General features: G+C 60.2%; 15 protein-coding genes and 1 pseudogene. 5 read left to right on the top strand and 11 right to left on the bottom strand.

Annotated features, from left to right (window positions below; all coding sequences use genetic code 11):
- Positions 1-258 precede the first annotated feature (258 nt).
- Positions 259-1,083: a hypothetical protein gene (locus ACQUQR_RS17410; RefSeq protein WP_435197654.1), complete on the top strand. Its 825-nt coding sequence runs from the start codon at positions 259-261 to the stop codon at positions 1,081-1,083.
- Positions 1,084-1,137: 54 nt separating this feature from the next.
- Here the strand turns inward: ACQUQR_RS17410 and ACQUQR_RS17415 are convergent, their stop codons facing one another.
- From ACQUQR_RS17415 to ACQUQR_RS17425, 3 genes are all read right to left on the bottom strand, one after another.
- A complete protein-coding gene (locus ACQUQR_RS17415) occupies positions 1,138-1,896 on the bottom strand; it encodes an MBL fold metallo-hydrolase (protein ID WP_435197655.1) in 759 nt (252 codons plus the stop codon).
- Between the two features lie 75 nt (positions 1,897-1,971).
- A complete protein-coding gene (locus ACQUQR_RS17420) occupies positions 1,972-2,739 on the bottom strand; it encodes a helix-turn-helix domain-containing protein (protein WP_144906594.1) in 768 nt (255 codons plus the stop codon).
- A gap of 121 nt (positions 2,740-2,860) precedes the next feature.
- Positions 2,861-5,464, bottom strand: a complete 2,604-nt coding sequence (locus ACQUQR_RS17425) for a heavy metal translocating P-type ATPase (protein WP_435197656.1) — start codon at positions 5,462-5,464, stop codon at positions 2,861-2,863.
- 442 nt (positions 5,465-5,906) lie between these two features.
- Between ACQUQR_RS17425 and ACQUQR_RS17430 the strand changes: the two genes are divergently transcribed.
- Positions 5,907-7,454 (top strand): MDR family MFS transporter, encoded by a 1,548-nt coding sequence (locus tag ACQUQR_RS17430; RefSeq protein ID WP_435197657.1) that lies wholly within the window; start codon positions 5,907-5,909, stop codon positions 7,452-7,454.
- An 81-nt stretch (positions 7,455-7,535) separates the two neighbouring features.
- Here the strand turns inward: ACQUQR_RS17430 and ACQUQR_RS17435 are convergent, their stop codons facing one another.
- A complete protein-coding gene (locus ACQUQR_RS17435; protein ID WP_435197658.1) occupies positions 7,536-7,988 on the bottom strand; it encodes a cupin domain-containing protein in 453 nt (150 codons plus the stop codon).
- A gap of 97 nt (positions 7,989-8,085) precedes the next feature.
- On the bottom strand, positions 8,086-8,685 hold the full coding sequence (locus ACQUQR_RS17440; RefSeq protein WP_435197659.1) for a winged helix-turn-helix transcriptional regulator: 600 nt from the start codon (positions 8,683-8,685) through the stop codon (positions 8,086-8,088).
- Positions 8,686-9,001: 316 nt separating this feature from the next.
- Here ACQUQR_RS17440 and ACQUQR_RS17445 point away from each other — a divergent pair, with 316 nt between their 5' ends.
- Positions 9,002-11,107, top strand: a complete 2,106-nt coding sequence (locus tag ACQUQR_RS17445; RefSeq protein WP_435197660.1) for a copper-translocating P-type ATPase — start codon at positions 9,002-9,004, stop codon at positions 11,105-11,107.
- A 79-nt stretch (positions 11,108-11,186) separates the two neighbouring features.
- On the opposite strand, the gene ACQUQR_RS17450 is transcribed toward ACQUQR_RS17445, so the two are convergent.
- Complete coding sequence (locus ACQUQR_RS17450; RefSeq protein ID WP_435197661.1) at positions 11,187-11,990, bottom strand: DUF6036 family nucleotidyltransferase; 804 nt, start codon at positions 11,988-11,990, stop codon at positions 11,187-11,189.
- A complete protein-coding gene (locus ACQUQR_RS17455; RefSeq protein WP_435197662.1) occupies positions 11,987-12,913 on the bottom strand; it encodes a MarR family transcriptional regulator in 927 nt (308 codons plus the stop codon). The genes ACQUQR_RS17450 and ACQUQR_RS17455 overlap by 4 nt, the downstream gene beginning before the upstream one ends.
- A 138-nt stretch (positions 12,914-13,051) precedes the next feature.
- On the opposite strand from ACQUQR_RS17455, the gene ACQUQR_RS17460 reads away from it, so the two are divergent.
- Together ACQUQR_RS17460 and orc4 are read left to right on the top strand one after the other, a co-directional pair.
- Positions 13,052-13,375 (top strand): hypothetical protein, encoded by a 324-nt coding sequence (locus ACQUQR_RS17460; protein WP_435197663.1) that lies wholly within the window; start codon positions 13,052-13,054, stop codon positions 13,373-13,375.
- A gap of 630 nt (positions 13,376-14,005) precedes the next feature.
- Positions 14,006-15,238 carry a DNA replication protein Orc4 gene (gene orc4 / locus ACQUQR_RS17465; protein WP_049908454.1) on the top strand — a complete coding sequence of 411 codons (1,233 nt, stop codon included), beginning with the start codon at positions 14,006-14,008 and terminating at the stop codon, positions 15,236-15,238.
- 139 nt (positions 15,239-15,377) lie between these two features.
- On the opposite strand, the gene ACQUQR_RS17470 is transcribed toward orc4, so the two are convergent.
- The 4 genes and pseudogenes from ACQUQR_RS17470 to ACQUQR_RS17485 form a co-directional block, all read right to left on the bottom strand.
- The gene (locus ACQUQR_RS17470) at positions 15,378-17,549 is read right to left on the bottom strand and encodes a type B DNA-directed DNA polymerase (protein ID WP_435197664.1); all 2,172 of its coding nucleotides are present in this window, start codon (positions 17,547-17,549) and stop codon (positions 15,378-15,380) included.
- A gap of 1 nt (position 17,550) precedes the next feature.
- A complete protein-coding gene (locus ACQUQR_RS17475; protein ID WP_435197665.1) occupies positions 17,551-18,837 on the bottom strand; it encodes an RNA-guided endonuclease InsQ/TnpB family protein in 1,287 nt (428 codons plus the stop codon).
- A 173-nt stretch (positions 18,838-19,010) separates the two neighbouring features.
- A complete protein-coding gene (locus tag ACQUQR_RS17480) occupies positions 19,011-19,316 on the bottom strand; it encodes a hypothetical protein (protein WP_435197666.1) in 306 nt (101 codons plus the stop codon).
- Positions 19,317-19,318: 2 nt separating this feature from the next.
- A pseudogene (locus ACQUQR_RS17485) lies at positions 19,319-20,158 on the bottom strand (hypothetical protein).
- Between the last annotated feature and the right edge of the window lie 452 nt (positions 20,159-20,610).

Consider the following 20,610-nt stretch of genomic DNA (forward strand, 5'->3'; position numbering starts at 1 on the left):
CTTCGCCGCGGTCTCGTCGACGTACTCCATCATCGTTAGTTATCGGTATCGCATCTAACGGTATTAGTCTTGTCCCCCGTATTCCCTATGACGTTATCGCTATACAGATATACTATTCTTAGCTCCGGTAGTCCGATCCGGCTCAGCATTCGAGCAGAGAGGGGTTAACCAACAGAGGATACGATTGATCGGTATTTGTTGGTTAAGTTTTTCAGCGCCCGCCGAGGGGCGGAGGCGCACTTCCGTCTCCACCGACCCATGACCGACCAATATCTAACGACCGTTCTGGACGAGGCAGAGCGAGTCGCAGAGCACCACGAGCAGGTCGCCCAATCTTCAGACAATCCGAATCACGAGTATCTCCGGTACGCCGTCCTTCGGCTGCTCGAAGACGAGGCTGACGAGACATCGGTGGAGATACCGCAGATCGACGGCCTGACCGTTGGATACGGGGAGGATAAGGCGATGTGCGAGAGCTGGGACGACGACGTCGAGTGGTGGGAGACGGTTCCGCCGCAGACGGAATGTACTCGCTTTCGGATGTTCTACCCCGAGAAGCACGAGGCTGTTCCCCGAGTCATCGTCGACGTGATGGCAGCACTCGGGGCGTGGCGTGTCTGGACCGGGAGCGCAGCCGCGTGCGGCTCCTACGACCATCGCGAGCGCCGCGAAGTCCACTACCTGTGGCCGGAAGGCCATCCGGTGGAGGAACTGCTCCACGAGCGGCTCAGGGGGCCTGCGGAAGCCGTCGCGCCCGACGGTGGCCGAACGGGCGACGTTCGCGACCGACTGGTCGTCGACGAGAACGCACAGTCGAAGGACGATCTCGAGCCCCGCACGAAGCGTGCCGTCGCCGAAGCGATGGACGTCTCACTCCTCTCGAAAGGTGGCCGCTACGAGGTGCAGTCCGCGTCCGGCAACAGGTACGAAGTCGACGTCGTCGACGAATCGTGTACCTGTCCCGACTGGCAGCAGCGTTCACCCGAAGGCGGCTGCAAACACCTGCGTCGCGTCGATCACGAGATCAAACGGGGCCGTGTTCCGCGTCCGGATGGCCGACTCCCAGCTGAGCTAGCGGAGTAACTACCCCGAACCAATGGTTACAACATGGGACAGTTGTAGGCGGGCGTTCCCGCGTTATAGACTGTACCGCTCGCCGTCCTCGGGAACGTGTACATCCTCTGTCTCTGCCCGCAGTTCCTCGCGCGACAGCAAGCAATGGTTGATCGCCTCCATGTGGACGACCACTATTTCGGCGTCAGTGGCCTCTCGGACAGCGTTGATGTCCTCGACCCCCATCGTGATGGGTTCGCCCTGATCGAACTGCGCTTCGCCGCCGTTGAGAACCACCAGATCGGGTTCGTACTGGTCAAGTGTCTCCTCGACCGGTTCGTACCAGATCGTGTCCCCGGCGACATACACTGTCTCGTCGCCCTCGAAAACGAAGCCCGAGACCGGACCCATTCCCTCGGCGAGCTCGCCGTGCCCGTGCTGGCCCGGCGTCCGGTGGATTGTGACCCCCTCGAAGGTGGTTTCGTCGTCGACGGGGCGAACATCAGTGAAGCCCTCGTCAGTGAAGGCGTCGGCCTCCTCGGGCTGACAGAACAGCGGCACGTCGGCATCGAGTTCCTCTCTGGCCGCCTCGTCCCAGTGGTCGGGGTGGCGGTGCGTAACGACCACAGCGTCGTAGGTGAGATCAACGTCGGGCAGCGGAACAAGCGGATTCCGATCCTGATTCGCCGTGGTGAGGAACTCCGGAACTGCCGGGTTGTCTGTCACCGTCGGCATCTCGCCCTCCGGCGTGAACATCGGATCCACGAGGAACGTCGTGTCACCGACGTCCAGGAGGATAGTCGCGTTACGAATCAGCTGAACACTCGCACCAGTCGTTGCCATACCCGGCCCTACGATATTCTTAGGGATGGGATTTACTTCGACATATTCCAACCGTCGAGGAGTTCGACGTGCAGTTTACTGGATGAACTCAATGTCCTCGGGGTCGAGATCCACGTCGAGGTCGACGTCGAGCGAATCGGCGGCGAACTGTTGTGCCAGCCACGCTTCCGCTCGGTTGAGACGGTACTGGAACGTCGACCGTGACACACCGACATCTTCAGCGATTTCCGCGACCGATTGCTGCCGTGGCTCTTCGTAGTACCCACGTTCGATTGCAGCTTCAAGCGCAGACTTCTGTTCGGGCGTGAGAGTTTGCTGGACGCGGCCGTCGTCGACCAAGCATGGCGGTGTACCGAGTCGTTCAACAGTCAGCGACAGCCCCTCTCGCAGGTTCGCTCGGACTTCCTCGTGAATCGCTGATACTGGCCCGTCGATAAGCATCCGCCACCGGTATTGGTCACCACGTCGCTCCGTACGCATTATCAATCCCTCGCCGATGTGTTTCGCCGCGACCAAGGGAATCGACCGTGGACCATCACCTTCCCGGCGAAGCCAGTGAATCTTCCGAGATTCCGCATTCGACGAGAGGATCGTGTATTCGTATTCAGTCACGGGTGCCCCACACATTCCGGTTGTGTCCGGAGAATTAGCGACGCGTTCCAGTGCGTCGTCGAACTCGTTGAGAACAGCAGCGGGGCCGACCACCTTCTCAATCCCCCATACTGCCTCGCTGGTCGCATTGATCTCCATCGAGCGAGCGGTCAAGTCCGGATTGTCGATGAAGAGATCCATCACCTCGTCAACACCCTTGTCGTACTCGATGGTAAAGACAAATTCGCGCATGTACTACACATTCTCGCTTGTCGTGTTTAATCTTGGTAGGAGGAGTGGTCCCGCACGTTAATCATCAGGCAAGGTAGGTACGATGCTCGAAAAATACTAAATCAGAATCGCAGTGAGGTGTTTAGCGAAGACGACCGAGTAGCTTGTAGTCGTGGTCGGGCGTATACCGGCGGAACAGCAGGCTGTTCGACAGCACCGACACACTCGAGAACGCCATCGCGCCGGCAGCGAGTACGGGCTGGAGCAGCCCAAGCGAGGCCAGCGGGATCATCGCTGTGTTGTACCCCAGCGCCCACACGAGGTTCTGCTTTATTTTCTCGAGCGTTGCGTCCGAGATGCGGATTGCCTTCACTACGTCCAGAGGGTCGTCGCGCATCAATGTGACGTCCGCCGCCTCGATCGCCACGTCCGTACCCGAGCCGATGGCCGTCCCGACGTACGCAACCGCGAGTGCGGGTGCGTCGTTGACCCCGTCACCGACCATCATCGCCTGCCGGCCGTCGGCCTGGATGGACTCAACCGCGTCCGACTTGTCCTCGGGCAGGACTTCCGCACGGACGTTTGTCGGGTCAATACCGACCTGTTCAGCGACGGCGCGTGCAGTACGCTCGTTGTCGCCGGTGATCATCATCACGTCGACGCCGCGCTCCTGCAGCTGGCGCACGGCGTCCTTCGCACTCTCCTTGACCGTGTCGGCGTCGGCAACGACGCCCACGAGTTCACCTTCGTAAGCGACTAACATCGCCGTCTTCCCCTCGTTCTCGAGGCGCTCCATCGTCTCCTGAGCGGGCGAGGGGTCAATCCCGTTGTCACGCAGGAGCCTCCGATTACCGACCAGCACCTCGCTGCTGCTCACGTTCGCTTTAATGCCGTGACCGGGGACGTTCTCGAAGTCGTCGGGATCGGCCACGTCGATACCGCGAGCTTTCGCTCCATCGACAATCGCCCGGGCAAGCGGGTGTTCGCTCCCGCTCTCCGCGATCGCTGCGAGCCGAAGTACGTCGTCCTCACTAAGCTGCTCAGCAGCAGTGAGTTGCCCGCCATCAGTAGCAGGATTCCCACCCTCGGTGAGAGGCTGGCCGCCGCCGTCGAAGATAACGACGTCGGTCAGCTCCATTTCGCCTTTCGTGAGCGTCCCGGTCTTGTCGAAGACGACAGTGTCGACGTCCTTCGCCCGTTCGAGTACGTCGCCGCCCTTGAACAGGACGCCGTTCTGTGCACCGAGGGTCGTCCCAACCATGGTGGCCGCGGGCGTCGCCAGCCCCAGCGCACAGGGACAGGCGATCAGCACGGACGAGGCGAACACAATGATTGCGAACTCGAAGACCGAGACGCCGCCAGCGGCGACGGGACCGCCCGCGACGAGGCCCCACAGCGGGAGCCACTCGACGAAACCCGTGAGCACCTCGGGGAACAGGAACCAGACGACTCCCCACAGCAAGGCGTTCGCGATGACTGCTGGGACGAAGTACGCGGAGATGCGGTCGGCGAGGTTCTGGATGTCTGGCTGGCGGGATTGGGCCTCCTTCACAGTCTGCACGATCTGCTGGAGCGCCGTGTCCTTACCAACTTTCGTCGCCTCGACGACGAGGACGCCGTTCTCGTTGATGGTCGACCCGACCACCTCGTCGCCTTCTCTCTTCTCGACGGGGACGGACTCGCCGGTGACCATCGATTCGTCGACTGCGGACTGGCCGTCGATGACGACACCGTCGGTCGGGATTTGCTCTCCAGGACGGACTTTCATCCGGTCGCCGACCTCGACATCTTCGAGCGGGATTTCTTCCTCGTTCCCGTTTTCATCGATGACGGTGGCGGTGTCCGCCTCCATCTCCAGGAGTGTCCGGAGTGCTTCGCCGGCCTGGCCCTTCGAGCGCGCCTCGAGGTAGTTGCCGAGCGTGATGAACACAAGGATGAACGCCGCCGTGTCGAAGTACAGGCCACCGGCAATCACGCCTACCAGGACCGCGACGGAGTAGACGTACGCGGTCGTCGACCCCAGCGCGATCAGCACGTCCATGTTGGCGCGACCGTTCTTGACGAGTGCTTTGTAGGAGTTCTCGTAGAACGGCTTGCCGAGCACCAGCTGGACGGGCGTCGCCAGCGCGAACATGATCCATCCGGGCGGCAGGCCGAAGAGCTCGTCGCCGACGAGTCCGAGCCCCAGCAGGTGGTCGGCCATAAACACCAGCAGGGGCAGGGACAGTACTGCGCCGAACAGCGTCAACCGGAGTTGTCGACGGACTTCCTCCTGTCGGGCGGCCTCTCTGGCGTCGCCTTCTGCCCCGTCGCCGGACTCGGCGTCCTCTCGGACCGGCGAGTAGCCAGCGTCTTCGATGGCGTCGTAGAAGTCGCCGAGAGTCGCCTCGGCCGGGTTGTACGTGACCTGTGCCTCGTCGGTCGCGAAGTTAGCGTCGGTGTCGACGACGCCCGGCGTTCCTTCGAGTGCGTCTTGGATCGTCTCCGAGCAATTCGCACACGACATATCGGTAATCGCAATCGTGACCGAGTCGGTCACTGGCGTGTAACCCGCGTCCGCAATTGCGTCGTATATCTCACCAAGTGAGACAGCCTCCGGGTCATACACGACCGATCCCTCGTCAGTGGCGAAGTTGATGTTCACCTCTGAGACACCATCAAGTGAATCGACGGCGTCTGAGATCGTTTGCGAACAGTTCGCGCAGCTCATCCCCTGAATATCGATGTGGCTTTTTCGCTGACTCATCACCTGTACATACGGGTTCCATATTCAGTGGAGTTTCCCTTTCAGGAATTAGGATTGCTGAGACTTTGACCTTCGAAATCAAGCGAAATAGGAATATCACCCATAAACTAGAGGATTACAGACGGTGGGTCGTTTTCGATAAAAACGCCTCCACACGGTGAAAGCCGCAGTCTGAATCGAAATCAGTATCGTCAGTTGTACAGCAGGCCCTCATCAGTAGCCTTTGTTAGAAAGGTATGATCGCTATTTTTCCTAAATATAGTAAGCAAAAACCGCGTTAAACAGTAGTACGTATAGATGGGTGTGATGCGAAGGCAATCAATCCGAGCTCGCTTGGGGCTACCGAGCGGGACGCTCGTCAATACGCACAAGGTGAACAGCTATGAATGAGCAACCCCGGAACAAGGGCGAGGCCTCCTTCAGTGGGACGAATCGCCAGCGTATGATCATCTTCCTCGGCGTGATAGCCGGGATGCTCATGGCGGCAATGGACCAGTCCATCATCGCTCCCGCACTTCCGACGATTGTCGGGGACCTCAGTGGTGGAGGGAGCTACTCCTGGCTCGTCACGGGTTATCTCATTACGGTAACCGTCACAATCGCACTCTACGGGCGGCTCTCCGACATCTACGGTCGGGGCCCAGTCTATAGTTTCGCAATCGTCACGTTCCTCATCGGGAGCGTCCTGAGCGGCTTCGCCGGGCAAATTCCGATACTCGATCAGTATCTGAGTGGCATGGCACAGATTACGATCTTCCGTGCAATCCAGGGGATCGGTGGCGGCGGGCTCCTCTCGATGGCAACAATCATCGTCGGCGACCTCTTCAGCCCCCGTGAGCGCGGGAAGTACATCAGTTACGTGATGGTACTGTTCGGTCTCGCCACGATGGGCGGGCCCGTTCTCGGTGGGTACCTCACTGAACACTTCACGTGGCGCTGGATCTTCTTCATCAACATCCCCATCGGGCTCGTTGCCCTCGGAGTAGTCCAGACGCGTCTCGACCTCCCCGTTCCCAACGAAGATCACACCATCGACTATCTTGGTGCGCTTCTGCTGATTGTTGCCACTGTCTCCCTGTTACTCATCACGACCTGGGGTGGCTCTCGCTTCGCGTGGGACTCTGATCAGATACTCTCCCTCGCGGCAGTTTTTCTCGCCAGCACTATCCTCTTCGTCTACCAAGAGCTCCGCATCGACGAGCCAATCTTCCCAGTCTCGCTCCTTGGTAACCGGACGATTGCAGGAATTGACTTCATCGGCTTTGCTGTTGTCGGTATCGGCCTGCTCGGGGGACTGACCTACCTTCCGATCTTCCTTCAGACCGTCCTCGACGTTTCCGGGACGAACGCTGGCCTCCTCCTCCTGCCACTCATTGGCGGATTCATCGTCTTATCCGCTGTCACCGGACAGCTGATGAGCAAGCTCGGCTATTACAAGCCGTTCACCGTCCTGGGTGCCGCCCTCGCTGCTGGTGGCTACTATCTCCTCAGTACGATGGGCGTCAACACCAGTCTCCTCTGGGCGAGCGTGTTTATGTTCGTGACCGGGAGCGGCCTTGGGTTGACGATGCCCACCCTCGAAGTAGGCATCCAGAACGCCGTTGAGAGAAAAGATTTGGGCGTCGTGACGTCGTCAGTTATGTTCAGCCGTACGCTCGGGGAGGGGGTTGGCGTCGCAATCCTCGGTGCGGTCCTCGGAAACCAGCTCTCGACCCGACTCACGGGGACGACCCTCGATCAATCAACTGCACAGCACCTCATCGAAGGCGGCGAAGAGATCACTCCGTCGATGCTAAACAGCTTGTCCCCCGAGGCCGCTCAAATCGTGACAACCGTGCTCTCGAACAGCTTCAGCGCCGTCTTCCTAGCAGCGGCAGCGATCATGGCAGTTGGATTCGTGGTTGCGCTCACGCTTCCGAATGCCGAACTTGGTGAAGATGTCCCGGTAGAAAGCGAGACAGGAGGGGAAGTAACCCAATCCCTTGACTGATCTCACAAAGGACCACTTGGGTCGAAGTTCCGCTCGTAGTCCGAAGTTTCAGTACGCTTGCTCTCGCCTCTGCGGCGTATCCTACTGTTTGGGGTCGTTTCCGCAGTCCGGACACGAAAGCGAGACACCGTCGTCATCAACTTCGGCGACGTGATAGTCCGCGCCACATTCCTGACACGGCACGGCAACGCGAGTCTCACCAGCGTCCTGTGGAGCGCCGAGTGCAATCGCGCGAACCCGCTGCTCTCCTTCGTTTTTCCCTGACTGGTACTCTCCCGGTTCGAATCGAACTATTTCGCCGCTTTCAACGGCGGTTTCGTCGTCTTTTGTCCGGAACGTCGCAGTCCCCTCGACGACGTAGAAGACCTCTTCTTGGTTCATATGCGTGTGCAACCCGCCGGAAAACTCGTCGCCCGGTTCAAGTTCGAAGTAGTTAAGGGCCAGATTATTGAGGTTCAGCGGTTCCGTCGCGTGTTTCGTTACGTCGGCATTCATCGGATTGTTCTCTAGGTCATCGAGCGTAACCTTCTGCATACGTTTGCTACTCTTGACCGGTTGGTTATCCCTTTCGTCTCGTATCCTTAGATGAGGTTGTAAGGAGCGCCCTCAAAGAGGAGGGGAAGTGACTCAGTCAGGCGTTCGCGCTGAACTGATCGTACCGGGATTTGAACTGCTCCAGACAGGAGGGACAACAGAGATAGTACAAACTGCCGTCGATTTCGAGCGTCTCACCGTCCTCACTCACGTCGTTGCCACACTGGGCACAGGTGACTGCAAGGTCGGTACCACTGACTTGGGGTGTCCAGTCGGCGCTCGTGAGGACGACGACCTCGTAATCCGTAATCGTTTCCCACTCCTCTTTATCGAACGTGTCCACCAAGAATGTCCGAACATCTGCGTTCGGGAGACGGGACTGGAAGAATATGCGAGGATCAGAGGCCGTGAACACGTGCTCAACGCCATCTGCCAGTGCAAGGGTATCCCGGATGTTATCGACCATGTCGGGTTGGACTGCGAGTTCAACGAGAACGGGAACACCGCCACGGAGTTTTGAACGGTCGAGATCGAGCGTGAACCGCCGGATTATTCCCATGTCTTGTAGCCGACTAACGCGGTCAGACACCGACGGTGAACTGAGATCGACGGCGTCGGCGATTTCACGGTAGGGCCGGCGTGCATCTTCGGTGAGAAGCCGAAGGATTTCGAAGTCCGTGTCGTCTAAGGTGCGCATGCGGTGATTAGATTGCGCATCCAAATACCTGTTTTCCTTAATTCGGAAACTTCAGAGAGAGGTTTTCCTATATCTGCTAGGCAAAGATGGCATATAAATGGAGCCCGTATAGGTGAATAAATGAGCGGCTCCGAACCACTGGCCAGGTTACAGATGAAATTGCTCCACTAAACGGAGACACCAAATGACAAATCACGATAACCACAATCCTGACGAGAATGGAGACGAGATGCCCTCAGGTTCGGATCAGGATCAACCTGATGGACGTTCAGCTCGGCAGAATGTAGATCACGAGGAATCACACGTTGAGCAGGAGATGTTGGAAGAGGAGGCAGAGGTGTCAGAGACTGCCCACGATGGTCATGGCGATCACAGTGGAGACAACGGCCATGGCGACCACGGTGGGATGCACGAGGGCCACGAGCAGATGTTCCGGCGGCGGTTCTTCATCTCGACACTGCTCTCGATTCCGGTCCTCCTGTACAGCGAGACCCTTCAAGGGTGGCTTGGATTCTCGGTTCCGGCGTTCCCCGGCAGCGAGTGGATTAATCCTGTCTTCGCGGTGATCGTGTTCGCCTACGGTGGGATTCCCTTCCTGCAGATGGCCGTCCCCGAGTTGCGAGACCGTTCGCCCGGAATGATGACGCTCATTTCCATGGCGATCACCGTCGCCTTCGTCTACAGTCTGGCGAGCGTCGTGTTCCCGACCCAGTCAGCGTTCTTCTGGGAACTCGTGACGCTGATCGACATCATGCTGCTGGGCCACTGGATCGAGATGCGGTCGGTCCGGCGAGCCTCCAGCGCCCTCGATGAACTGGCGAAGCTAATGCCCGATACTGCCGAGCGAATCACTGAATCAGGTGACACTGAGGAGGTCCCCGTGAACCAGCTCGAAGAGGGAGATCTCGTGCTCGTCCGTCCGGGGGCGAGCGTCCCAGCCGACGGCGTTGTCGAAGAGGGCGACTCCGACGTGAACGAGGCGATGATCACCGGCGAATCCAAGCCCGTCTCGAAGGCGCCCGGCGACGAGGTCATCGGCGGGACGGTCAACGGGGACGGCAGCCTCCGAGTCCGCATCGACGCGACTGGCGACGAAACGACACTGGCCGGCATTATGCGGCTCGTCGAAGACGCTCAGCAGAGTAAGTCGAAGACGCAGATGCTCGCTGACCGGGCAGCGGGGTGGCTATTCTACGTCGCTCTGGGTGCGGCCGTCGTGACCGCTGTCGCCTGGACCGTCGCCATCTCGTTCAATGCCGAAGTGATCGAGCGCGTCGTCACGGTGCTGGTCATCGCCTGTCCACACGCGCTTGGGCTCGCAATCCCGCTGGTCGTGGCGATAAACACATCGCTGGCCGCTCGCAACGGGATGCTCATCCGGGACCGCATCGCCATGGAACAAGCACGAGAGCTCGATACGATCATCTTCGACAAGACGGGTACGCTCACCGAGGGCGAGCAGGGCGTCGTAGACATCGAGACCGTCGAGGGTGTGACCGAAGAAGAGGCGCTAGGGTTAGCGGCGGCCGTCGAGGCCGACTCCGAGCACATGATCGCCGAGGCCATCCGTGAGGCGGCCAACGAACGCGATGTCGCCAGTCCCCGGGCGGCCGACTTCGAGGCGATCAAAGGACGGGGGGTTCGGGCACGCGTCGATGGGCAGAGCGTCCACGTCGGTGGACCGAACCTCCTTTCGACCTTGGAGAGCGAGGTTCCCGATCAACTACGAACGTTTGCCGAGCGTTCCGGCGAGAATGCACGCACCGTAGTATACCTGATCCGCGACGGCGAGCTCGTCGCGGCGTTCGCCTTGGCGGACGTGATACGGGAGGAGAGCTATCACGTCGTCGATGCGCTTCACGAACTCGGCATCGAGGTTGCGATGCTCACCGGTGACTCCGAGGACGTCGCTAATGCGGTCGCCGATGAACTCGGCATCGACACGGTGTTCGCCGAGGTCCTCCCCGAAGACAAGGACGAGAAGGTCCAAGAGCTGCAAGAGCGGGGGAATCTCGTTGCAATGGTCGGTGACGGCGTGAACGACGCGCCGGCGCTCACCCGGGCCGACATCGGCATCGCTATCGGTTCCGGGACGGACGTCGCGGTACAATCGGCGGACATCATCCTCGTCCAGAACAATCCGACGGACGTAGTCCGCCTCGTGAAACTGAGCAAGGCGAGTTATCGGAAGATGCAGGAGAACCTCGTCTGGGCGGCCGGATATAACGTCTTCGCCATCCCACTCGCCGCTGGCGTGCTGGCCCCAATCGGGATCCTGCTCTCGCCGGCAGTGGGAGCGTTGTTGATGTCGCTCTCGACGGTGATTGTGGCAATCAACGCCCAGTTCCTCCGACGAGTGGATTTAGAGCTGCCCTCGCTTCCGGGCGTGTCCGCATCAGAGCGTCCTCAACCCGCCGACTAACGTTCGAGCACCGCTTGACCATTGACAGTCCCCGTGTTAGTAAGAGCGCCGTCAATAGGTCTCAACAAAGCCCCTAACTCTACTCTGTCGGACTGACGGTGTCGCCATCTTGACTAATCCGGTCGAACGTCGAGAGATACGCGATCCGGTCGTGAACCTCCTCGTCATCCAGCTCCAGTTCGGCGGCCAGTTCGTCGACGGTCATCGGTTCATCGAGTGCCTGGAGGACTTCGAGCCCCCGGTAGTACCTATTCGTGAGCTCCTGGACGCGGCCCTCGATCGGCGTGGTCACCCCGTACCGCTCCCCGAGTTCGACCAGGGCCTCGTTCGCGAACGTGGCGAACTGATCGTCCCCCAGGCGTTCGATCTGGGCTTCGAGTTCAGCCCGGACGACGTCATAATCGAGGCCGGCCTGCACGAGCATATTCATATCCTCGATGTCGTCGTCGCGGCCGGCGATCGCCTTGAACAGGAAGATATCCTCGTTGCTGACTAGCCGGACCGTCAGTCGATCCGTGTCGAGGAACTGCTCGCTGCGCTGTTGCATCCCGTCGGTGAGCACGAGCTTGTTCGCGACCTGCTGGTTGAAGATATCGAGGCGACACCCGTCGTCGTTCTCGACGCAGCTCGTCGCCCCCAGCGCCCGGTAATCTGGATCCAGCGATTGAACCTCCGCATACCCGAGGTCCATCAGGACGGCCCACAGCTGGCCGTACGCGTCGCCATCTGGAACGACAAGGTCGATATCTTTCGTCGCCCCCTTGAGGTCGCGCAGCGACATCGCGCCACCACCAATCAGGTAGACCGTGAGCGGTTCAGATAACCCATCCCCGATTCGCTGGAATTCGTTCTCGATGTACTCGCGTCCGAATGTTGGTCTCATTGTGGTAGTGGCACCTCGTAGTCAGCCGCCAGCTCCTGGAACTCGTCCCACTCCGGAAGCCGGTCGTCGTCGACCTCGCCGTGCGTCTCGAGGTAGCGGACCAAGGCGTCGATTTCGGCTTCAAGGCCATACTTCGCCGCCTGCGCTCGGAGGGCCGCCTCGTCGACGTCGACGTGACTGAGCAGGAGGAGACAGTACGAGCGGTGACGGCTGCCGTCGTCGATCAGCAGCGTGTGACAACAAAGTTCCGCCGGCGAGACTGCGTCGAGATCCTCGGAGTAGACGTAGTAGCGATGGCCGGTGAGCAGGAACTGGAGGCCATAGGCCGCGAATCGAGCAAGACCGGTTTCGTGGAACCCCTCTGCATCGATCTCCGTCTCGGTCTGGGCGAGGAATTCGTCGTAGTCCTCCCAGAGAATCGTGCCCTTCGGGGCGACGGCTTCGAGGCGTTGACGATGCAGATGGTGTGCGAGTTCATGGGCGAACTCGTGGAGGCGGTCGAAGTCAGCGTTGAACTCGTATCGACCATCTTCCGTGCCGACGAGTCCACGGTCGCGAAACCGCTTGAGGACGCGATTGACCGTGTTGCGGTAGTTATCGCTCCGGTCGGCGATCTCGGAGACGGTTCGCGGCTGGTCGAGGTAGTACAGCACCTCGAGTGCCTTGCCGGTCAGTAGCTTGGGGAAGTCAATGTGGGAGTGCTGACGAACGAGGTCCTGGTAGCGTTCGACGGCGCGAGCATCCGACGGGACGACGCGTTTTCGGCGGCCGTCGCGTTCCGTGTAGACGAGTCTCTTTTCGACGAGGTCGGCGACAGCACGAGAGAGGTAACTCTCGCTGTGGTCGAGCTTCGTCGCGAGCTCAGAGATCGTGTCGCCGCGGTCGACCGTGGCGAGGACCTCAAGTTCGATGCGCCGGAGCACGGTGTAACATAGTACGAAACTCGTATATAAAGAAGTTTCGAGTAGTGTTACGACCAGCAAGCACAGGAGCCGTCTCCATCGTCTTAACCAACAAAACTATGGATTCGTGGACCGTGTTGGTTAACACGAGAGTAGCCGATGTCCTACGAACCCCCGACCCCACCGGCGAACCTCCCGACGGAGGTCGTCACCACGCTCAACGAGTCGGACCCGGAGCAGCTCCGAGACGTTGCGACGTACGCTGAAACGCTCGCCGAGCACAAGGAACGAGAGGCCCGTCTCGAGGAGTCGGCAGATCAAGAAGAGGTCGAAGAGCGACCGGACGATCTCCCGGACGACGTCCCTGCCAAAGCGACGATCACGATCAAGGAGATCAACGACAACCGCTACTACTACTGGCAGTGGCGGGAGGGAGAGAAGATTCGTTCTCAGTACAAGGGTCCGGTCAACCCGGACGAGTAAAACTCGATGATGGAGGACACCCACCCCACGTTTCCGTCGTAACTGGATGTTGGTGGAGGGGGTGACGCTGATTCCGAAGGGACCACACCCCCCGCGTTTCCGTCGTTTCTCCACGACGGCGTAGGGAGAGACTACGATAGTGCTATACAGCCACTAATTCTGTTGACCTAGAACCAATCTAGAGATGAACTAACTTCTGCAACACATAGATTAAAGTGGTATAGCTGAGAAACGCTCATTAAGTTTACTTCGACCAATGAGGGGGCGGAGTACTTCGCCCCCTCAGATGAAACGATCCTTTCCAGCTGCTTCTGTAGACGGCCAGCTTTGGACGGCTAGGTCGCTCTCGTCTTTGGTATCTCGTCGTGGACGTCTTCTTCGAGTCCCCTCCCCACCTGTTCGGTGATTACGACGGAAACGTGGGGTGTGTGGGTTCGGGATTCGACATCGAGGCGATGCTTCCGTCTACGGGTTTCCTCTCTCACGTCGGAAACGCGGCTATATTGTCAGCAATCCAATTTCACCGAATGACGGCATTTTCCGGCTGATATCGGACAAAGAACGTCGGAAACGTGGGGTGGCGTTCTCCACTAGATTTATACTCCCCCCGCTCACACCGTGTGATATTCAATGACGCCCGACTCTTCACCCAGTTCTGTCGACGATCCACTCTTTGAATCCGGGCATCGCATCTTCGCGAACAAGGATCTCCTGAAAATCGGTCACGTGCCGGAGGCTGACCGGATCGTCGGTCGCGACGAGGAAATCTCGAAGCTCGCGAAACGTCTCAACGGTGCTGTCCACGGGTACTCCCCGGAAAACGTGATGATCTACGGGAAAACGGGGACCGGCAAATCTCTCGTTTCAAAACACGTCTGTCAACGAGCTCAAAATGCCGCTCAGGATGGCGTCGAGATTGGAACCGCGTATATCGACTGTGCTGAAGACAATACCGAAACTCAAGCAATCTCCTCACTGGCCGCGAAGCTGAACGATGAATCTTCGACTGGAATCTCCGTCCCACATACCGGCCTCAGTACGTCGAAATACTACAAACTCCTCTGGAAGACGCTCGACGCTCAATTCGATTCTGTGATCATCATCCTCGACGAGATCGATCTGATGAACGACGACAGCGTGCTGATGAAGCTCTCGCGCGCTGAGGAGGCGGGGAAAATCGACTGTAGCGTCGGTGTCATCGCGATCAGCAACAAGATCCAGTACGTCGACAACGTGAACGAGCGCGTGAAAAGCAGCTTCCAGCACAAGGAGCTGTTCTTCAAGCCATACGACGCCAACCAGCTCCGGGAGATTATGTTCAACCGTGAGGACGCCTTCCAGGACGGCGTCCTTTCCGAGGACGTGATTCCGCTCTCGGCGGCCTTCGCCGCGCAGGAACACGGCGACGCTCGGAAGGCGATCGACATTCTTCGCCACGCCGGGGAGGTCGCCTACGAGGCCGGAGCAGAGCAGGTGACGGAGGAACACGTTCGCCAGGCACAGCAGCACGCCGAAAAGGACCGGTTCAGAGAACTCGTGAACGGCGCACCCACGCAGGCGAAGGCGGCGTTGCTGGCGCTCACGGAACTGAGTGTCAACAGCAATGACGATGCGTTCCTCACGAGCCGGGTGTACGACCAGTACGAACGCATCTGCAACCATCTCGATATGGATATCCTCTCCGTTCGTCGGTTCCGCGACATCCTGAAAGAGCAAGCCTTCCTCGGGGTTGTCGAAATCGAGAAGATCAACAAGGGGAGTGCGGGCGGCATCCATCTCCAGAACCGACTCATCGAAGATCCCCAGGTCGTCCGCGAAACGATACTTGAGGACAGCCGGATGCAGGACTGGACTCGCGAGTAGTGACCCCCTACTACTGAGTGGGTGTGGACGACGGAAATCCGGGGTGGGGCGTGAGGAAACGACGGAAACGAGGGGGGTCGAAAATTACGTCGGAAACGTGGGGTTGGATCGAAACGACGGAAACCAGGGGTGGGGTCCACTACGACAGTTCGTTGGTGGCTCCGAACGAGCTCAAAACGGCGTCCCTCTCACCGGAGAGCTCTCGGCGAATGTCGGACCGATCCCACCCAAGCGGTGAAAGCACGCTCTCGACCGCTCTGACCAGCTGCGTCTCGTAGTACGAGGCGTCGTAGGTCTCGATCTCCTCGTGGGCGAGGGCGACCCGGTCTCGCGAGGATTTCTCGTCGTCGACGACCACGTACTCGATATCTTGGCCCGGGTGGACTGCCAGGTCCTGCTCGCGAGCCCGTTTCAAGGCGGCCACGTTCTGTGTATTCTGTGAGTAGCCTTCCAGGGGCTTGGAGACACGGTTCCGCTCGACGAGCCGCTCTACTGCTACGGTGCCCGCCTGCAGTTCGTCGATTGCTCGTTCGAGCCGTCCGAGCACCGCGTCCGGTGACCGCGTAGCATCGAGCTGGTCGAGACAGTCCCGCTGAACGTTCTCGATGAACGGCGGGGTCGAGCGTTGCCGGGCTTCGATGCCTCTGATTTTGAAGTCGTCGTCGCCGGCGACCTTCCCGAAGTACTTCGTCAGCGCGCCGGCGTCGCTCTCGCGCTGCGGGACGAACGCCACCCAGTCGTAGTGGGCTTCGTGTTCGAGCCGAATCTCGACGCGTTCCGTGATCTCCGTCGCGAGCGTCTCGAGGTCCTCGCGGTCATCGTCGTCGACGTCGGGGTCCGGGGTCACCCAGATGGAGTCGACGATGCCGTGGACAACCCGCCAGCCACCGGCTTCCAGCCGCTGTTTCGCCGTCAGCAGAATCTCGCGAGCGTAGGCGTTGATTGCCTCGTGACACTCGATGCGCCCGAACTTCGCATTGCTGAAGCCTTGATAACCGAAGCAGGCGACGAGGATCCATTTCAGCGCGCCCGACCGGCCCTCGAGTTCCGCTAGCCGGTCCTCGTCGGGGTTGTCTCGTTCCTTCTCGCGACGGATGGCCGCCTTGATCTCGTCGCGAGCGTCGATGATCGGCTGTAGCACGTCGACGAGGTAGCCCCGGTCGTCGCAGATCGAGTATCCGAGGCCGGGGACGTCGTCGCGGCCGCTGTGGCAGTCACACCGGATGACGTCCGGCGAGACGTTTCGCGTACAGATGATGTTCGGATACAACGAGGAGAAGTCGAGTTCGTGGACGTTCTCGTGGAGGCCGACCTCGGGCGCGAAGATGAAGCCGCCACGGTCGGCGTCGTGGAGCGTCCCCATCGGCTTGTAGAATTCGTGACGCCAGGAGTTCCACGGGACGAGGACACCGCGGTCGTGGGCCTCGCAGATCTGGATCGCCGTGAGGACGTTCCCGATCGACGCCCACGCAAGCTCCTGGACGGGCTTTTTCGAGCGCGACACAAGGTCGAGGACGCCGTCGAGGTTTGTTTCCCCGTAGAAGAACGTGTTCGATTCGTCGATGATCGCCCGACCGGGCACGTTGTACCGCGCCGGCGAGTGGCCGACGCGGCCGTAGCTCGAGTACGTCGACCGACTCGCGAGCTGCTGGTAGTCGGTGTCCGGCCTCCGGCTCAGCGAGAAGTCGTCGACGCCGGCGTCCGCCGCCATCTCGTGGAGGGTCGAGACGATCTCGCTCGTCGAGCAGACCAGAACGTCCGGATCATGTGCTTCGAGCGCCCCCTGGACGGCGGTCAGGATATCCGTCGGCGACCCGGTGATGGTGTCGCCGGCGACGGCCAACTCCCCATAGACATCGTTGCTCGTTTCGGTCACCGGCACGCTGAGCCGGAGCGTCGACAGCTCGCTCGCGGGTGTCGGATCGGCGCCGGTCTCCAGACAGTACCGGAACTCTCGCGAGAAGTCCACGTTGAAACAGGCGAGGTCCCCGACTGGATAGTCCGACAGCTGACGCGCTTGCCGAGCGAGTGGAGTGACGCGGTCGATGTGGGCGACGTCGACGGCGAGAACTGTCTCCTCGTCCCGTCGAAAGCCGGGCCGTCGCGTAACCTTCTCGGTCGCGACGACGTCCGGGTGCTGGTCGTACACCGACTGGAGTGTCGAGAGGTCGATGTCGGTCTCTGGGTCGCGAGGGGCCACGTAGAAGCGGGGGGTGTAGTCATCGCGCTCGGTCGCGACGGCGCCGTCGGCGGTTGCCTCCCACTCCAGGACGCGGCCGTCGTCCAGAAAGTCGATAGTAAACTGCCCCATCCTACTCGCTCACGGCTTCGCCGTTCGCTTCGTTGTGGGTGGGGCTTTCGCATGGACTCCCGTTCTGTCCGCCGTTAGCGGAAGGCTCGTAATCGCCATTCACGTTCAACGTCCCGCGATTCAAGCGCACGTTTACGGGTGCGCCTCCGCCCGACGACTTTTGCGCCGAGCGGAGATACTTCAATCCGATATTCTTCGCCGCGTTGTAGTCCGCATGGGGGGAGTATCCACACTTCAGGCACTCGAATGCGTCCTGCCCGTCCGAGGTTGAACGGTTGTTCTCGTGAGTAAAGCCGCACTTGGAACACCGCTGGCTCGTGTATGCAGGACTCACCTGTTCGACCGAGATGCCGACCACTTCGGCTTTGTACTCGACGTACTCGAACAGGCGTCGGAACGCCCACGCGTGGAACTTCTTGGCGTTGGGCATCCGCTCACGAATCCCGGTCAGGTTCTCAAACGCGATCACGTCGCAGCCATATTCGACGGCTTCCGCGACGAGTTCCTTGGAGACAGTGTGTAAGAAGTGATCGTAGCGGCCCGTCTCAGTACGTCCGACCGACTGGATGGTTTCGTGGGCGGCCCGCGTGCCGCGCTGGTGGAGTGACCCGCGACGCTTCTCGAACTCTCGGTGCCAGTGAGTCAGCTCCGACCCGTTCCAGAATGTCCCTGTGGAGGTGACGGCGATGTTTTCGATGCCGAGGTCAACGCCGAGGACTGTGTTGTGCTCGCCGTTGCCGTCGTCGGCAGTCTCGAACTCCACGTCCGCCTTTGTTCGGACGTGAAGGTAGAACTCGCCGTCGCGGTAGTGCAGTTCTGCGCCCGTCACTTCGTAGTCGTCGTTGTATAGATACTCCGAGTGTGGTGTCTCGCGGCTCTCGTCGGGGAGGACGTATTCAGCGGTAATCCGTCCTTCGACGGTCGAAAGTGTGGCGTGGTCGTCGTTGAATGTCGCACACCGCTTGTCGTAGACGAGCGTCGGCGCGGTGAAGTTCGGCTTCCCCGCATAGTCCCCTTGCTTCCACCGGGCGACAACGCTCTGTACGGCGTCGGCAGCTTTGTTGCGGGCGTTCTGGACGAGATTCGCTTGCAGCCGAGTCTCTGCCCGCACGTCGTCATAGGTTTCGCGTTGGAGTTCGGCTTTGCTCGTAGTCTTGTATTCGCCTTGCCACGCGTGGTCGACGACGTAGTTGGCGGCCCACAGGAACTCGGAAATGGTTTCGTGGAGGAGGTCGGCGTCGCTGTCGGCCACGTCGAGTTTGACGGGGACCGTGCGTCGGACCTCCATCCGTGTTTCAGATGTACGCATGTGTCTTTATATTAGCCACGATTCCGTGGGAGTCGGTAACCCATCGAATGTGGATGGCACAGTATCGTGCCGGTTTCCTCTCCACACAATCGTTCGCTTCGCTTGCCTCGTGAGGTCGGAAGCTCCACCTTGCATCACGCTGAACGGCATCGTCACGGGTTCGCGTCCGGTGGGGCACTCTCTTGATCATCGCGTGCTGCGACCGCGGCTTCGAGCTCCTCGAGGCGCTCTTCGTGGTCGTCGAGGCGGGCCTCCTGTTCGAGATCGATGCTGAGCAGCGCCGGCAGTAGCGGGTTCTGGTGGTTCAACAGCCCGCTCGCGTCGACGTGCTCGCGTGCGTACTCGAATAGCCGGTCGAACCGTGGCTGGTCGCGACGCCGCAGTGCCCGGCGGAACTCTGCCCACCGCTCTTCGATGGCCCGGAGTGCATCTCGGTACGTCGGGTTCGTCCGCCCCATCGTTATCGCCCTCCTGTCCCAGTTGCGGTCCACGCATCGAGCAAGGGGTCCGCGGTGGCCGCCACCGTCTCACCGTCAGCGGTGACCCCCGTGCCGACACCCTCTGGGGTCGGCGTCGATGGCGCCGGCGTCGTCGGTTCCACGCCGACCTGCGTGGCGCGTGCCGCGAGCAGCTGCCGCCAGTACGCGAACCTCGTCTGGTAGTACGCGCCGTCGTCGACGGGATAGACGAGCGTCTCGAAGTCTTTGCCGACGACCCGGGGCCCCATCCGAGTTTGCTCGCACTCCAGGTGGTGGTCGGCGACCGTCGCGACTGACTCGGTGAATTCGTTTCGTTCGTTTCGCGTAACGAGCACCGGGATGTCGTACCCATCGGCGTAGGTCGCCAACCGGGCGAGAGTTCGAGCCTGAAGGGTTTTCGCGTGGGTCTCGCCGAGGGTATCGTCGGCGCGGTACTGGGCGTCGACGGCCGGCGCGACGATGAGGGCGGGTGTGTGGGGCGACGTGTCCTCGTCGCGACCTGGCGCCCCTCGACCGGCTGCCCGGGCATTGGCGGTGGACGTCTAGATTACTTTGTTCACCGCGGACGGGAGATTACAGACGGCGCCGTAGTGCTGGTAGGCGGTAAATCCGCGTGCGACGTGGATTCGGTTGAGCAACCGTTGACTGGGCGCGATCTGGGCGAGTGTCGTCGTCGTCGCGTGACCATTTGCGTCGACCCAGATGGCGGGCCCGTTGTGCAGGAGGAGATGGTCGAGCACGAGCGACTGCAGGATCGGGACGCCGCGGCCCCCTTCCACGTCAAGCAGCGTGATGCCGTCGTCGAGCTGTGGCAGCAGCATCTCGTCCGTAGCCGGATCGGCCTGGTCAGCGAGGGACCGATTGCGGTCAGCGCCCCGTGTCGGCTGATCTACCGCCAATCGGTTCGACGTTGAGTGTTCTCCCATACTCGATTAGTTGTCTACGTTCCCGATAAGCTGCGGCGTGGCGCTTCCGCGTTTCAGGAAACCTGATGTGATCCTCTCCAATCCCGGTACAGTCCCGAGTTGACTCCGTTCGGATCCTGTTTCCGAGAATAGTTCCTGAATCAGACGTAATCCGTGTTAACCAACACCTGACCGTATTGACGGCGGGTGTTGGTTAAACCCACACAGTTGCAGTCTCGAGCCTGACTGCTGGGAATGTTAATCCTCAACGCCACGTTGGAAATAGAACGAGCGTACTGACCAACGATACTGGCTCAATTGATTGAGGATTCTGATAGAGCCAGTAAGCCTTATTCTGTTGGTTTCCG

It is taken from the genome of Natronomonas sp. EA1, from assembly GCF_051195035.1.
Classification (GTDB): domain Archaea; phylum Halobacteriota; class Halobacteria; order Halobacteriales; family Haloarculaceae; genus JBNTJV01.

Coding starts and splice junctions, on each gene's coding strand:
- ACQUQR_RS17410 (WP_435197654.1), top strand. CDS start 259: ATGACCGACCAATATCTAACGACCGTTCTGGACGAGGCAGAGCGAGTC.
- ACQUQR_RS17415 (WP_435197655.1), bottom strand. CDS start 1,896: ATGGCAACGACTGGTGCGAGTGTTCAGCTGATTCGTAACGCGACTATC.
- ACQUQR_RS17420 (WP_144906594.1), bottom strand. CDS start 2,739: ATGCGCGAATTTGTCTTTACCATCGAGTACGACAAGGGTGTTGACGAG.
- ACQUQR_RS17425 (WP_435197656.1), bottom strand. CDS start 5,464: ATGAGTCAGCGAAAAAGCCACATCGATATTCAGGGGATGAGCTGCGCG.
- ACQUQR_RS17430 (WP_435197657.1), top strand. CDS start 5,907: ATGATCATCTTCCTCGGCGTGATAGCCGGGATGCTCATGGCGGCAATG.
- ACQUQR_RS17435 (WP_435197658.1), bottom strand. CDS start 7,988: ATGCAGAAGGTTACGCTCGATGACCTAGAGAACAATCCGATGAATGCC.
- ACQUQR_RS17440 (WP_435197659.1), bottom strand. CDS start 8,685: ATGCGCACCTTAGACGACACGGACTTCGAAATCCTTCGGCTTCTCACC.
- ACQUQR_RS17445 (WP_435197660.1), top strand. CDS start 9,002: ATGTTGGAAGAGGAGGCAGAGGTGTCAGAGACTGCCCACGATGGTCAT.
- ACQUQR_RS17450 (WP_435197661.1), bottom strand. CDS start 11,990: ATGAGACCAACATTCGGACGCGAGTACATCGAGAACGAATTCCAGCGA.
- ACQUQR_RS17460 (WP_435197663.1), top strand. CDS start 13,052: ATGTCCTACGAACCCCCGACCCCACCGGCGAACCTCCCGACGGAGGTC.
- orc4 (WP_049908454.1), top strand. CDS start 14,006: ATGACGCCCGACTCTTCACCCAGTTCTGTCGACGATCCACTCTTTGAA.
- ACQUQR_RS17470 (WP_435197664.1), bottom strand. CDS start 17,549: ATGGGGCAGTTTACTATCGACTTTCTGGACGACGGCCGCGTCCTGGAG.
- ACQUQR_RS17475 (WP_435197665.1), bottom strand. CDS start 18,837: ATGGAGGTCCGACGCACGGTCCCCGTCAAACTCGACGTGGCCGACAGC.
- ACQUQR_RS17480 (WP_435197666.1), bottom strand. CDS start 19,316: ATGGGGCGGACGAACCCGACGTACCGAGATGCACTCCGGGCCATCGAA.